13 protein-coding genes are annotated in these 12,653 nt (G+C 59.7%); 6 read left to right on the forward strand and 7 right to left on the reverse strand.

Features of this window, described 5'->3' with window-relative positions; genetic code table 11:
- The first annotated feature begins 101 nt into the window (after window positions 1-101).
- Window positions 102-296 (forward strand): hypothetical protein, encoded by a 195-nt coding sequence (locus DMP17_RS05125; protein ID WP_337827984.1) that lies wholly within the window; start codon window positions 102-104, stop codon window positions 294-296.
- Window positions 297-482: 186 nt separating this feature from the next.
- Here the strand turns inward: DMP17_RS05125 and DMP17_RS05130 are convergent, their stop codons facing one another.
- Window positions 483-1,298, reverse strand: a complete 816-nt coding sequence (locus DMP17_RS05130; RefSeq protein WP_337827985.1) for a hypothetical protein — start codon at window positions 1,296-1,298, stop codon at window positions 483-485.
- Complete coding sequence (locus DMP17_RS05135) at window positions 1,295-1,735, reverse strand: hypothetical protein (protein ID WP_337827986.1); 441 nt, start codon at window positions 1,733-1,735, stop codon at window positions 1,295-1,297. Before DMP17_RS05135 ends, DMP17_RS05130 begins: the two co-directional genes overlap by 4 nt.
- A 308-nt stretch (window positions 1,736-2,043) precedes the next feature.
- On the opposite strand from DMP17_RS05135, the gene DMP17_RS05140 reads away from it, so the two are divergent.
- Window positions 2,044-2,391 carry a DUF3060 domain-containing protein gene (locus tag DMP17_RS05140; RefSeq protein ID WP_337827987.1) on the forward strand — a complete coding sequence of 116 codons (348 nt, stop codon included), beginning with the start codon at window positions 2,044-2,046 and terminating at the stop codon, window positions 2,389-2,391.
- A gap of 83 nt (window positions 2,392-2,474) precedes the next feature.
- Here DMP17_RS05140 and gatB read toward each other — a convergent pair whose 3' ends face one another.
- The 5 genes from gatB to DMP17_RS05165 form a co-directional block, all read right to left on the reverse strand.
- The gene (gene gatB, locus DMP17_RS05145) at window positions 2,475-3,947 is read right to left on the reverse strand and encodes an Asp-tRNA(Asn)/Glu-tRNA(Gln) amidotransferase subunit GatB (RefSeq protein ID WP_337827988.1); all 1,473 of its coding nucleotides are present in this window, start codon (window positions 3,945-3,947) and stop codon (window positions 2,475-2,477) included.
- A gap of 178 nt (window positions 3,948-4,125) precedes the next feature.
- Entirely contained in the window at window positions 4,126-4,278 is a 153-nt protein-coding gene (locus tag DMP17_RS05150) for a hypothetical protein (RefSeq protein ID WP_337827989.1), read from the reverse strand.
- The gene (gene gatA / locus DMP17_RS05155) at window positions 4,275-5,756 is read right to left on the reverse strand and encodes an Asp-tRNA(Asn)/Glu-tRNA(Gln) amidotransferase subunit GatA (RefSeq protein WP_337827990.1); all 1,482 of its coding nucleotides are present in this window, start codon (window positions 5,754-5,756) and stop codon (window positions 4,275-4,277) included. Before gatA ends, DMP17_RS05150 begins: the two co-directional genes overlap by 4 nt.
- A 97-nt stretch (window positions 5,757-5,853) precedes the next feature.
- Window positions 5,854-6,156 (reverse strand): Asp-tRNA(Asn)/Glu-tRNA(Gln) amidotransferase subunit GatC, encoded by a 303-nt coding sequence (gene gatC, locus DMP17_RS05160; RefSeq protein WP_337827991.1) that lies wholly within the window; start codon window positions 6,154-6,156, stop codon window positions 5,854-5,856.
- A 112-nt stretch (window positions 6,157-6,268) separates the two neighbouring features.
- On the reverse strand, window positions 6,269-8,137 hold the full coding sequence (locus DMP17_RS05165) for a DUF4153 domain-containing protein (protein WP_337827992.1): 1,869 nt from the start codon (window positions 8,135-8,137) through the stop codon (window positions 6,269-6,271).
- 119 nt (window positions 8,138-8,256) lie between these two features.
- Between DMP17_RS05165 and DMP17_RS05170 the strand changes: the two genes are divergently transcribed.
- From DMP17_RS05170 to DMP17_RS05185, 4 genes are all read left to right on the forward strand, one after another.
- Window positions 8,257-9,552 (forward strand): DUF3089 domain-containing protein, encoded by a 1,296-nt coding sequence (locus DMP17_RS05170; RefSeq protein ID WP_337827993.1) that lies wholly within the window; start codon window positions 8,257-8,259, stop codon window positions 9,550-9,552.
- A 13-nt stretch (window positions 9,553-9,565) separates the two neighbouring features.
- A complete protein-coding gene (ruvX, locus tag DMP17_RS05175; RefSeq protein WP_337827994.1) occupies window positions 9,566-10,030 on the forward strand; it encodes a Holliday junction resolvase RuvX in 465 nt (154 codons plus the stop codon).
- A 414-nt stretch (window positions 10,031-10,444) separates the two neighbouring features.
- Window positions 10,445-11,440 (forward strand): aspartate carbamoyltransferase catalytic subunit, encoded by a 996-nt coding sequence (locus DMP17_RS05180; RefSeq protein WP_443217872.1) that lies wholly within the window; start codon window positions 10,445-10,447, stop codon window positions 11,438-11,440.
- Window positions 11,437-12,648 carry a dihydroorotase gene (locus DMP17_RS05185; RefSeq protein ID WP_337827996.1) on the forward strand — a complete coding sequence of 404 codons (1,212 nt, stop codon included), beginning with the start codon at window positions 11,437-11,439 and terminating at the stop codon, window positions 12,646-12,648. Before DMP17_RS05180 ends, DMP17_RS05185 begins: the two co-directional genes overlap by 4 nt.
- Window positions 12,649-12,653 lie beyond the last annotated feature (5 nt).

The raw sequence follows: 12,653 nt of genomic DNA on the forward strand, positions 1-12,653 counted from the left end.
GGTCGACCGGAGGCTCTGGCCCGTGTCGACAGACAGCGGCGCAAAAGCGGCGGAACCCTCCCCCTCACCCGTGCGTAAAGTCCGTTAAAGGAGAGTATATCATGGCCGACACACCCAAAGAACAACCCGCGCCCAAGCCGGACAAAATCAACCCGCAATCGCCGCCCGAAAGCCCACCCAAAGAATCGCCGCGCGAGGCCCCGCTGGAAGACCAGCCGCCAGAAGTCGAACCCGATCAGGGTGATGTCGATAATCCCGGGCGCGGGCCTGACGAGATCACTACGCCAGTGGAGTAACTATACGCCAGTGGAGTAACTATACGCCAGTGGAGTAACTAACACGCCCGTCCCGTCAAAGCGTCGCTCCGGTCCACCCTGCCCGCAAGCCAATGCACCACCGACCCGCCACAGGAGAGCAACATCATCATAGAGGATGATATATTTTTCCGGTGACGGGGCAGCCCAATATTATAGGGCTTTACATTATTTTGGCTTTGCTGGGGCCTCTTTTTTGGTGCTGTTCTCGTTAACATCGGGCCACCGGTTATTCGCGGTGCCCGGTGCATAGCGCGGGTCCGTTACTGCGTCCGCCGACCCCGCGGTTTCATGCTCAAGCGGGGGAAGTCCCGACATGCGGTTAATCATCCAGCCCCCAGCATTATCAAAGCGGGTCAAAGTCAGCGTCGCACGGGTCCGCGGAAATTTTTCCAAGGATGCAGGTACGGTATCGCTTTCTGTTGCCGCGCGCGCGAACATCGCTTCTGGCACAGTATAAGGCTTTTCCAGAAGGTCCGGCGATACCGCTGCGCCCCTGAATTCGGCAAAGGCGGAATCGGGGTCACTGACGCCTGTAATGATGGTGCCGATATCGGTTATTTCACCGGCACGGACAGTAAAGCGGTAACTGCCCATACAGGCGCAGGTGGATTGCGTTCCGACAATCACCCATTCCCCAGGGGTAAGCGATGTCAGGAAAACGCTTGCCTGACCGCTGGTGAGCGGAGTTTGTCCGAAAGACCGGTTGCCCCCGATCAGCGCGGTGCTGTCTTCACCTTTTACGACCGGATTGATTGATTTTTTATCGCGCGTGCGCAGCCGGTTTGTTTCGGGATCAATCCGGAAAAGCACAATAGTTGCGGCTTGCCCCTTATTTTCGGAAGGGCCGACCCGCGCCAGCACATAGCCTTTGCCCGGATCGACCACGACCGGCTTTTTGTGATTGACCTGCTGCGCGGCAAAGGCACCGCTGGACGAAGCGCATAAAAATAACGCTGCGGCTGTGGTATATAATTTGTTCATTGCGGCAACCTTTCCGTCGTCGGCGTCGGGCCGGTCATATAAGCAACCATCCGGTCAAACGCGCCCTCGCCGCTGACCATGGGTTTCCATTGTTCTTCGGCAAGATAGTAGCGCGAATAGCCGTAAAGCCCCATGCAGGTACGCATGGATGAATCGCGGCGGCGACGTTGTTCTACGCTCATTGCGATTGCGTCCATGATACCGCCGATCAAACCGCCGCCCATGGCAACAGAATATCTTGTGCCGCGTGGAGCGGGACCGGTCCTGCCCGATAACGCCATGCAATAGGCCAAATCGGCACGCACCACTTGTTCGGGCTGGCCTTCACCATAGAACATAAAAAATTTGCTTGAATCATCTTTGTCTTTGTCATCCGCAGCCATAGCGGGCGACGTAAGAATAGCGGCCAGAAATGCCGCTTTCAGCATAAGCTTCATGGAAAATCCCCCCTCCAATTACATGCGATTGCTAATGCGATTCGGATGCCTGCGCAAGGGCCTTATTGATCCAGATTAACGGTTCCTGCGCGGGCTACGCTTGCGCTGTATCCGCTTCTCCCGCTGGCCGTTAAAAATGTCCGGACAGGGCTTATTTTGCTCTCCCTATAGCGTTGGATATTAGTCCTGTTGCCAACAGGATATGTTCGCTCCGTTCCGGAGTATTAATCCGTTCATCAAACGGTCATCCGCGCCCGGTAGCGATAGTGGGCGGCGGGGGCTAATTTTTCCGGATATTGGAGACTAAGATGTTGAAATATGCCAGCCTGCCGCTTGCCGCCGCTTTAGCCTTGGTCGCTACCCCTGCGCTTGCACAACAAGGCGCGAGCGTGAACGGTGTTGACCAGAGCGCGCAGCTCGACTGCAAGGGCGGCGAAGCGCGGGTCAGCGGGACGGGCAATGATGTCCGCATCACCGGCAATTGCAGCCGTCTCACGGTGAATGGCGTCGACAATAAAATCCATGTCGCGATGGCCGCCAATGGCATCGTCAGCGTTTCGGGCACCGACAATGATGTGCAATGGACCGCGCCCGGCAAAGCGACCATCCGCCGCAATGTCCAAGGCGTCGATAATCAGGTCCGCCGCGCGCAATAAACGGCTTTAACCGGCGCTGAAACGGTAAGCGGTTAGGCGAGTAATCACCGGCTTCACACAGAAAGCCGGTGATGCCTTTTGCTTTACCCCAACGCTTTCTTGAGCAATTCATTGACCACTTGCGGGTTGGCCTTGCCTTGCATAGCTTTCATCGTTTGCCCCACAAAGAAGCCGAACAGGGCTTCCTTGCCGCCATTATATTGTTCAACCTTGTCCGCATTATCCGCGAGGATTTGGGTGATGACCGCTTCGATCGCGCCGGTGTCGGAAGTTTGTTTGAGGCCCTCGCGCTCGACAATCGCACCGGCGCCATCGCCGGTTTCGAGCATGATCTCGAACACTTTCTTGGCGATGCTGCCCGAAATTGTGCCATCGTCGACCAGTGCGAGCAATTCTGCGGCCTGATCGGATGACACCGGCGAATTTTCAAAACCTTCACCGCGTTTGTTGAGCGCGCCGAACAGTTCGGACGTCACCCAATTGGCCGCCGCCGGAGCCTTGACGCCCTTATCCAGCAGATTGTCGAACCACAGCGCGCTTTCCACCTCTGCGGTCAACACATTGGCGTTGTAAGCACTAATGCCCAAGGCTTCATAACGCGCGCGCTTGGCGTCGGGAAGTTCGGGGAGGCTCGCCTGACATTCGGTAAGAAACGCATCGTCCAACTCTAGCGGCAACAGGTCGGGGTCGGGAAAGTAGCGATAATCATGTGCGTCTTCCTTCGACCGCATCGCGCGGGTTTTGCCGGTGTCGGGATTGAACAGGCGCGTTTCCTGCACAATCGCGCCGCCCTCTTCGATGACCTCGATCTGGCGCTTCACTTCGCTTTCGATCGCCTGCATGACGAAACGGATCGAGTTCACATTCTTGGTTTCGGTGCGGGTGCCAAATTCGTCGCCGGGCTTGCGCACCGAAACATTGACGTCAGCGCGCATCGACCCTTGATCCATATTGCCATCGCACGAGCCGACATAGCGCAGGATCGAGCGCAGCTTGGCGAGATAAGCCCCCGCTTCGGCGGGCGAGCGCATATCGGGCTTGGACACAATCTCCATCAGCGCAACGCCGGAGCGGTTCAAATCGACATAGGACATGGTCGGATGCTGGTCGTGCATGAGCTTGCCTGCATCCTGCTCGACATGGATACGCTCGATGCCAATGTCTTTCGCCGCAGGGAGTCCGGCCTTCTCGTCCGCATCAATGGTGAGAACGCCCTCCCCTACCAGCGGGTGATATAGCTGCGAAATCTGGTAGCCTTGCGGCAAATCGGCGTAGAAATAATTTTTGCGGTCAAAGCGCGACCAAGCGTTAATCTGCGCGCCCAAAGCCATACCCGTGCGCACCGCTTGGCGGATACACTCCTTGTTCGGCACAGGGAGCATCCCCGGCATCGCGGCATCAATAAGGCTCACCTGCGTATTAGGTTCCGCACCGAACGCGGTCGCCGCGCCCGAAAACAGCTTGGCATTGGTGGTAATCTGCGCATGGACCTCAAGGCCGATCACAACCTCCCAATCCCCGGTTTTTCCTTTTACGCGATACGCTGTGTCAGTCATTCTTCATTCCCTTATGTGTCCCCGTGTAGACGGGGACCCAGTGCGCGGCTGCGCGGCCATTCGTCATTTCCTTGCGTGTCCCCGTGAAGACGGGGACCCAGTGCGCGGGTGCGCTTGCCCTGCTCTGGGCCCCCGCCTGCGCGGGAGCACCTTGCTTTATCTTTTTAGCGCCTTGTTGTTAGCGCCCGTCTTCCTCATCCACTATCTGCTTGCCCGTCTCGCCATCAAAGCGCGCTTCGCCGATATGATGTTTTTTGCCATAGGCGTTGATCACCGCAATACCGATGGCCATGAGGGCCGATCCGGCAAGGATGATCAGGTCTAAACTCACCACCATTTCTCCGGACGCGCGGTAAAGCCTGCGCGCTCTTCGATGGCGAGGCCTGCGTTCAGCACGGCTTGTTCATCCAATGCAGGGCCGATGATTTGCAAGCCTAGCGGGAGGCCATCCTTGTTCAAACCGCCCGGCACCGACATGGCGGGGAGGCCTGCAAGGCTGGCGGGCACCGCGAACACATCGTTCAGATACATGGCCAGCGGGTCCGCGCTTTTTTCGCCAAGGCCGAAAGCGGCGCTCGGTGCGGTCGGCGCGAGGATCACATCGCATTTTTGGAACGCCTCTTCAAAATCGCGCGCAATCAGCGTGCGGACCTTTTGCGCCTGCGTATAATAAGCGTCATAGAAACCCGCCGACAGCACATAGGTGCCGATCATGATGCGGCGTTTGACTTCCGGCCCGAACCCTTCGGCGCGGGTCGCGGCATACATTTCCTGCAAATTCGCGCCTTGCGGCAAATCGCGCAGGCCATAGCGCACGCCGTCATAGCGCGCGAGGTTGGACGAAGCTTCGGCGGGAGCGATGATATAATAAGCAGGCAGCGCATATTGGCTGTGCGGCAGCGAAATATCGACGATTTCCGCGCCGGCATCCTTGAGCCACTGGATGCCCGCTTCATAAACGCGCACGACATCGTCATCCATGCCATCGACGCGATATTCGCGCGGGATGCCGATGCGCTTGCCCTTCAAATCCGCCGACAGCGACTTTTCCCATGCGGGCACATCGAGGTCGAGGCTGGTTGCGTCCTTGGCGTCAAATCCGGCCATCGCTTCGAGCATGATCGCGCAGTCGCGCACATCGCGCGCCATCGGCCCTGCTTGGTCAAGGCTGGAAGCGAACGCCACCACGCCCCAGCGCGAGCAGCGGCCATAGGTCGGCTTGATGCCGCTAATGCCGGTGAAGGCCGCAGGCTGGCGGATCGAGCCACCGGTATCGGTGCCGGTTGCCGCCGGACAAAGCCGCGCGGCAATCGCTGCCGAGCTACCACCCGACGAGCCACCCGGCGCGAGAGGTGCTGTGTCATCGGGACGCCGCCAAGGCGAAATCACATTGCCGAAATAGCTGGTCTCATTGGCCGATCCCATCGCGAACTGGTCAAGGTTCAATTTGCCCAGCATCCCCGCGCCCGCATCCCATAATTTCTGGCTGACGGTCGATTCATAAGGCGGGATAAAGCCTTCGAGGATATGGCTTGCGGCAGTGGTTTGGGTGCCATTGGTCGCGAACAAATCCTTCATGCCAATCGGCACGCCGCCCAATGTGCCAAGCGCCTCGCCCCGCGCGCGCTTGGCGTCGATGGCGTCGGCGGCTTCCAAAGCCTTTTCAGGCGTCTTGACGATGAAGGCGTTAAGCGCGTCGGCACTGGCGACGGCAGCGTTAAAGGCTTCGGCCACTTCGCGCGCCGAAAAATCGCCCTTGGCGACCCCGTCGCGGATGGCGGCTACGCCTAAGTCAGTGAGGTTGGTCATATTTTTTCTTCCGTAGTGCTGAGCCTGTCGAAGCACATTTTTCGGTCATACACGCCCTTCGACAAGCTCAGGGCTAGCGGTTTATAGTAACCCGTGATCACTCAATCACCTTGGGCACGCCAAAGAAACCATGTTCCGGCGCGGGGGCATTGGCCAGAACCTTGTCGCGAATATCGCCGCCGGTGAGCGGGTCGGCATTCACTATATCGTCGCGCAGACGCAATTGGTTGGGGATAACCGCCGTCATCGGCTCGACGCCGGTGACATCGACCTCGCCCAATTGCTCGACCCAGCCGAGGATATTGTTAAGTTCGGGTACCAGCGCGTCAATTTCGGCATCACTCGCGGCAATGCGCGCGAGTTTCGCAATTTTGACGACGGTGTCTCTATCTACCGACATATTTTTCCTGTTGTCCCGTGATAATCGCTTATCGGTTGACCATATGAATTTGAATTGTCGCCGCTAGCAGTCACCCCGCCATGTTTCAAGCATAAGGCCATCAGGCAGCCCATCATTGTTGCGGGTCGACATAGGTTTCGGTTTGCATCCCATCGACGACAACACGGTAACGCTCGACGGGAACAAGCTCCACCTTGCTGTCAGGTTTGACCGTCAAGGGATTAAACGCCTTTACTACATCATCGGCCGAGGACGCCTCGTTAATTGGCAGCGATATCGACTCTATGTCCCAAATGACCTCATCCTTGCCCTGCCTTTTTTGCAGAAGCGAAAGCCGCAACGGCTTTTGTTTTTCTACTTTTCCGAAAATCACCCAGCTATTCTTGCCGAGCGGTTTGATGGTGCAAGGCCCGACGCGACAGGTGTGCGTGCCACGCAAGCGCGCCAGCACCGCTGCCTTGTCAGCGGCAAGGAACGCAGGGTCTTCAATCACCAACCGCTCTTCCAGCGCCTTATCGTCGCGCTCGTTAATGCCGGAAAGATCGCGGAGTGACCAACGATCCTCCGCCTTCAAAGCCTCGTCTGCATTGCGGGCAATGTCGGGCTTGTCCGATTTGGCAAGCGTTGCGAGCATTTCGCGCCCCTTGGGACCAAAATCGAACGCCATTGCCTGATAGTCGAATTTATGCGCAGACGTGATACCCTTCTTGAACCGCGCCATCTGGTCCTTGGCCGAAATGCTGCCGAAATCGAGGATCGGTAGCGCCAAGAACACGGCAATCCCGACCAGCGCAATCGCGCCGCGCAAATTCCACATGCGCGCAAGATCGTCCCAATCCTTGCGGCCCTTAATGACCGCCCACAGATAAGATAGACCATAGCCGACCGCAATTCCTACGACGAGCATCCCCCAGATGCGCGAAGGCGTCCAGCCATATTGTTCGATGCGCAACCCCATCGAAATCGCCGCGATAATCGCGAGCGGCAGGATGCAGACAGCGAGCGCAAGCGCCGCCCATTGCAGCAGCTTATTGGTCGCGCGCTCTTCCCGCCCGTTGCCGATCACGGCATTGGCAAGGATGAACGCGCCCGCCGCACAGCCGAGCAAAATCGGGGTTGTCGCGCCGGTTGTGTCCCATAATTTTTGTAAACCTGTGAAGGGCAGTGACACAAGGAACAAGACCAGCCCGACCGCCAGAACAGGGGCCAATACCGACAGGATGACCATCACCAGCCGCTGCATCGTGGACACCAGCGCATCGCGTTCACGTAGCACGCCCACGGCGGCCCCGAACGCAAGCCCTGCAATCATCCAGCCGAACCATTCATCGTTCAACAGGTTGCGCAGGAAATCCATGCCGACCAGCGCGAACAGTTCGGCGAGCAAATTGACCAGCAGGAAAGAAAGGCCGGTAAAGGCGAGCGACGCTGCACCGATTACCGCATCATTCCAGATATGGTTGTGGGTGCGCGCATAAGGGAATGTGCGCGCCCCCATATCGCGCGCGGCCTGGAACAGGGGCGCGGCCAGCAGAATCGCAAATACGCCGCTCATAAACGGAAATTCGACAATCTCTCCGCCGAGATTATAGCCCGCAGTATAATAGCCGACACAGGCAATCACCAGCGCCCATCCGAGCGCGAAAACAAGGCTCCACCACCAGCGACGCAATTCGACCGTCAGCACAAAGGCCAAGGTCGCAACGCCGACAAACACGGCCAGCGCCTGACGGAAAGGGGTAAGGTCGCCATTGGCCACGCCCCATTGCGGGGGCGCGATCCATTCGCCATTCACGTAGCTACGGTCAAAATCGACGAGATAATGGAATAAAAGCGCGGCAACCGCACAAATGGCCGCCATGATCCACGGGCGCAACGGCCAAGGCCGGTCGTCCGCATCAAAGCGCATGGTTGCCGCCGTCCTACCGCTTTCGGCCATCTCTTCACCCCTCGCCATAATCTTCATCAAAAGTGCGCTCATCCATAGCGCCCTGATGCGCTTTTGAATTTGCTCAAACTATTGTGCATTGCACCCGAAGCCGGTGCAAGGGTAAGAAGCGGTCTGCACCATAAATTCATATGCACGGGAACCCACCGCCCTTGGCTCGCAAATTTCTTTATCTTGTCGCCTTCATCATCTTTGCCGTGCTTGGCGTGGTGATTGCATTCCAACTCAAGACAGACTGGTTCATGCGCACCGCTTTTGTGCCGACCGAACCTTTTGTAGCGCAAGCGCCGGTTCCGGCGAACAGCTATGCCAATCTCGATATGTGGATCGCGCACCCCAAAATGGAGGGGAAGAATGACCCTGCCTTGTGGCGGCCCGCTCCATTAACCGCAACGCCCGCGGCTCCGGCGGCAGGCAGCGTGCCGGGCGAGGCTGCGGCCAATGCAGCGACACCCCCCGCGACCGATGACAGCGCCGAAGCCGCCCAGCCCCCTGCCCCCGGCAGCGCGGCGGACGAAGCGACGATGCGCGGCAATGCGTCGATCTTCTTTGTCCACCCGACCAGCCTCATCACCAAGGATGGCTGGAACGCTTCGCTTGATGACCAGACCACCAATGAACGCGCGCGTATCTTTGTGCGCGGCGAAGCGAGCGTGTTCAACATGGCGGGCAAAATCTGGGCACCGCGCTATCGCCAAGCCGCGATTGGCGCGTTTCTGACCGACAGCGAGGATGCGACCAAGGCGATTGATGCCGCCTATCAGGATGTCGCAACCGCGTTCGACCAGTTTTTGAGTGAAGTCCCCGACAATAGCCCGATCATCCTTGCCGGCCACAGCCAAGGCTCGCTCCATCTGCTGCGCCTTCTCAAAGAGAAGGTCGCGGGCCGCCCCATCGCCAAGCGCATTGCCGCGGCCTATATTGTCGGCTGGCCGATTTCGCTGGAACATGATTTGCCAATGATGGGCCTCCCCGCCTGTGGCACGGCGGAAGCGAGCAACTGTATCGTCAGTTGGTCAAGCTATGCCGAGCCTGCCGACCCCGGCATGGTGCTGGACGTCTATGCCAAGTCGCTCGGCCTCAATGGCACCCCGCGCGGCACCAGCCCGATGCTGTGCATCAATCCGGTCAATGGCACGCCCAATAGCAGTAGCACGGCGGCGCAAAATCCCGGCACGTTGGTGCCGACCGCCGATTTCCTTGATGGCAGCATCCGCCCCGGCGCGGTTCCGGCGCGCTGTGACGAGCGCGGCATCCTCCTTATCGGCGATCCGCCGAAAATGGGGCCGTATGTGCTGCCGGGCAATAATTACCATGTCTATGATTATCCGCTCTTCTGGATTGCTGCGCGCGAAGATGTACTGCGCCGCCTGTCGGCCTTTGACGGCAAAGCCGCGCCGCCGCCCGCTAAACAGCGCCGCAATCCGGCGCTGCCGGTCGCGGACTGATGGAGCCGGATTTATGGGCTCTGTAGCGGACGCAGCCGCCTTCCGCGCGGCGCTCCCCGATGGCGGGCGCTTGCTCGGCTTAGACGTTGGCACCAAGACCATCGGCACCGCGCTGTGCGATGCGGGGTGGAGCTTTGCCTCGCCCGCCCACACCATCGCACGCAAGAAATTCAGCGTGGATAAGGCGGCGCTAACCGACATGATTGCCGCGCAATCGGTCAAGGGCCTTGTCATCGGTCTGCCGCTCAATATGGACGGCAGCGACAGCCCGCGTACCCAATCAACCCGCGCCTTCGCCCGCAACATGGCCGACACCGGCCTCCCTATTCTCCTATGGGACGAACGCCTCTCCACGGTCGCAGTCGAACGGCTGATGGTCGAAGCCGACCTAAGCCGCGCCAAACGCGCCGAACGGGTCGATGCACTGGCGGCTGCCCATATTTTGCAAGCCGCGATTGATGCGTTGGTGAATGTTTGAAGGCGAAAAGCTCCTCCCCAAGCTCGTCTTGGGGAGGTGGCATTTGCGCCAGCAAATGACGGAGGGGTTGCGAGCGCCAGCGAGCGGATGCGCTATTCTTACAACATGGAGCGCGCTGCGCGCACCCCTCCACCATTCGCCTTCGGCGAACGGTCCCCCTCCCCGAGCAAGCTCGGGGAGGATCTTTATCCCAACAGACGCCCCTTGAATATACCCGCCGCTCCTCATAAACGCTGCCAATCCCACTACCCCGTCAACGCGAAAAACGAAGTGACGAAGCAATCCAGAGACGCACTGCGCAACACCGGATTGCCGCGCGGCGGTGCCGCTCGCAATGACGTGATGGGGCGTCACGCACCCCCCCACAGATTCACCTTGAGTAGACTCGCCGACGCGCCTAAACGCTGCCCTTTAATGACATCGCCAAATTCTCCCTCGTCCAGCCCCTACCCCGAAGGGTCGGCGGCTTTTCCGCATCGCCATTTGACCGGCATGGCCAAATTGCAGCCGTGGGAGATACGTTTCCTGCTCGATGAAGCCGAACATTGGGTCGAAATGAACCGCAAGCAGATCGAAAAGCGCGATGACCGGCTGCATGGCCTCACCATCATCAATGCGTTTTTCGAAAATTCGACGCGCACGCTCTTGTCGTTTGAAATTGCAGGCAAGCGGCTCGGCGCGGATGTCGTCAATATGCACGCCGCGCAATCAAGCGTCAAAAAGGGCGAGACGTTAATCGACACCGCGATGACCTTGAACGCGATGCGCGCCGACGCGATTGTGATCCGCCATGCCAGTTCCGGCGCGGTGCAGCTTATCGCGGACAAGGTCGATTGTCCGGTTCTCAACGCAGGCGACGGGCGGCACGAGCATCCGACACAGGCGCTGCTCGACGCGCTCACCATCCGCCGCCGCAAGGGCCATATTGAAGGGCAGATTGTTGCGATTTGCGGGGATATTTTGCACAGCCGCGTCGCACGGTCGAACATCATCGCGCTCTCGACTTTGGGCGCGCAGGTCCGCGTGGTCGGGCCACCGACGCTGATCCCCAAGGATATTGAATTGATGGGCGCGACGCCCTTTACCGATATGGATGCGGGGATAAAGGATGCCGATGTGGTGATGATGCTGCGACTCCAGAATGAGCGGATGGACGGGGCGTTCATCCCCTCCCCGCGCGAATATCATATGCTCTATGGCCTGACCCCGCAGCGGCTCGAAAAGGCCAAGCCTGACGCGCTGGTCATGCACCCCGGCCCGATGAACCGCGGCGTCGAAATCGTGAGCAGCATCGCCGATGATCCGGAGCGCTCCGCTGTCACGGAACAGGTTGAAATGGGGGTCGCTGTCCGCATGGCTTGCCTTGATGTGCTAACCCGCAAACGGCGCGGCGTGGAGGGCTGGCAATGAGACAGACAGTTCCGCTCCACTTCACCAATATCCGCCGCATAGACGGTGAACCTGCCGAAATTTATGCGGTCAATGGCCGTTTGACAGCCACCCGCCCCGATGGCGAGGTTGAAAGCATCGACGGGCGCGGCCAGTGGCTTGCGCCGGGCATTATCGACCTTGGCGTGTTCGCCACCGACAAGCCCGCCTTCCATTTCGGCGGCATCACGCGCGCCGCACTCATGCCCGACCAGTCGCGCCCGCTCGACGATCCGGGCCTCATCGAACGCGCCGCCAAAGCGGGCAAGCCTGACTTATGGGTCCACCCCCTCGCCGCCGCTACACGCGGGCTGGAAGGCAAGGAATTGGCCGAAGTCGGGCGGATGCAGGCATCAGGCGCGCGCGCGATCGCGACGGGCCGCAGCCGCATTGCCGACAGCGGCACGATGCTGCGCGTGTTGACCTATGCCAAGGCATTGAGCCTCACCGTCATCACCCATGCCGAAGATGAAGGCCTCACCCATAATGCGGTCGCAACCGATGGCGAAACGGCGACGCGGCTGGGCCTCGCCTCCGCGCCTGCCATTGCCGAAGCGATGGCGGTTGCGCGCGACCTCGCGCTTGTCGAAGAAAGCGGTGCGCCGCTCCATTTCCGGCAGGTGACGACGGCCAAGGCATTGAACCTTATCCGCGCCGCCAAAGCGCGCGGCCTTCCGGTGACGTGCGGCATTACGCCTGCGCATCTTTTCCTGTCCGACCGCGAAGTCACCGATTTCCGCACCTTTGCGCGGCTGCAACCGCCCTTGCGCCATGAACAGGACCGCCAAGCCTGCCTCGCCGCGATTGCCGACGGGACGATTGACGTGATCGCGTCGGGCCATGATCCGCGCGGGCCGGAGGATAAGCGCCTCCCCTTCGCCGATGCCGCGCCCGGCATGGCGGGCGCAGAGACGTTGCTGGCCCTAAGCCTCAACCTCGTGCGCGATGGCCATATCGACCATCAACGGCTGTTCGCCCTGCTCGCCGCCAATCCGGCGCGGATTTTGGGGGTCGAGGCGGGTACGTTGCAAGTGGGCCAAGAGGCCGACCTCATCCTCGTCGATGATGGCGCCCCCTGGAAAGTCGATAGCGACAAAATGGCGGCGACCGCCGGCAACACCCCCTTCGACGGCCTCCCCGTCCAAGGCCGCGTCACCGCCATGTGGAAGGGCGGGCAGCGGGTGCGTTGATTGAC

This window comes from Pseudonocardia sp. TMWB2A (assembly GCF_017312135.1).

Bases quoted from the DNA above. Each gene is read 5' to 3' on its own strand.
- DMP17_RS05125 (WP_337827984.1), top strand. From the start codon at position 102: ATGGCCGACACACCCAAAGAACAACCCGCGCCCAAGCCGGACAAAATC.
- DMP17_RS05130 (WP_337827985.1), bottom strand. From the start codon at position 1,298: ATGAACAAATTATATACCACAGCCGCAGCGTTATTTTTATGCGCTTCG.
- DMP17_RS05135 (WP_337827986.1), bottom strand. From the start codon at position 1,735: ATGAAGCTTATGCTGAAAGCGGCATTTCTGGCCGCTATTCTTACGTCG.
- DMP17_RS05140 (WP_337827987.1), top strand. From the start codon at position 2,044: ATGTTGAAATATGCCAGCCTGCCGCTTGCCGCCGCTTTAGCCTTGGTC.
- gatB (WP_337827988.1), bottom strand. From the start codon at position 3,947: ATGACTGACACAGCGTATCGCGTAAAAGGAAAAACCGGGGATTGGGAG.
- gatA (WP_337827990.1), bottom strand. From the start codon at position 5,756: ATGACCAACCTCACTGACTTAGGCGTAGCCGCCATCCGCGACGGGGTC.
- gatC (WP_337827991.1), bottom strand. From the start codon at position 6,156: ATGTCGGTAGATAGAGACACCGTCGTCAAAATTGCGAAACTCGCGCGC.
- DMP17_RS05165 (WP_337827992.1), bottom strand. From the start codon at position 8,137: ATGAGCGCACTTTTGATGAAGATTATGGCGAGGGGTGAAGAGATGGCC.
- ruvX (WP_337827994.1), top strand. From the start codon at position 9,566: ATGGGCTCTGTAGCGGACGCAGCCGCCTTCCGCGCGGCGCTCCCCGAT.
- DMP17_RS05180 (WP_443217872.1), top strand. From the start codon at position 10,445: ATGACATCGCCAAATTCTCCCTCGTCCAGCCCCTACCCCGAAGGGTCG.
- DMP17_RS05185 (WP_337827996.1), top strand. From the start codon at position 11,437: ATGAGACAGACAGTTCCGCTCCACTTCACCAATATCCGCCGCATAGAC.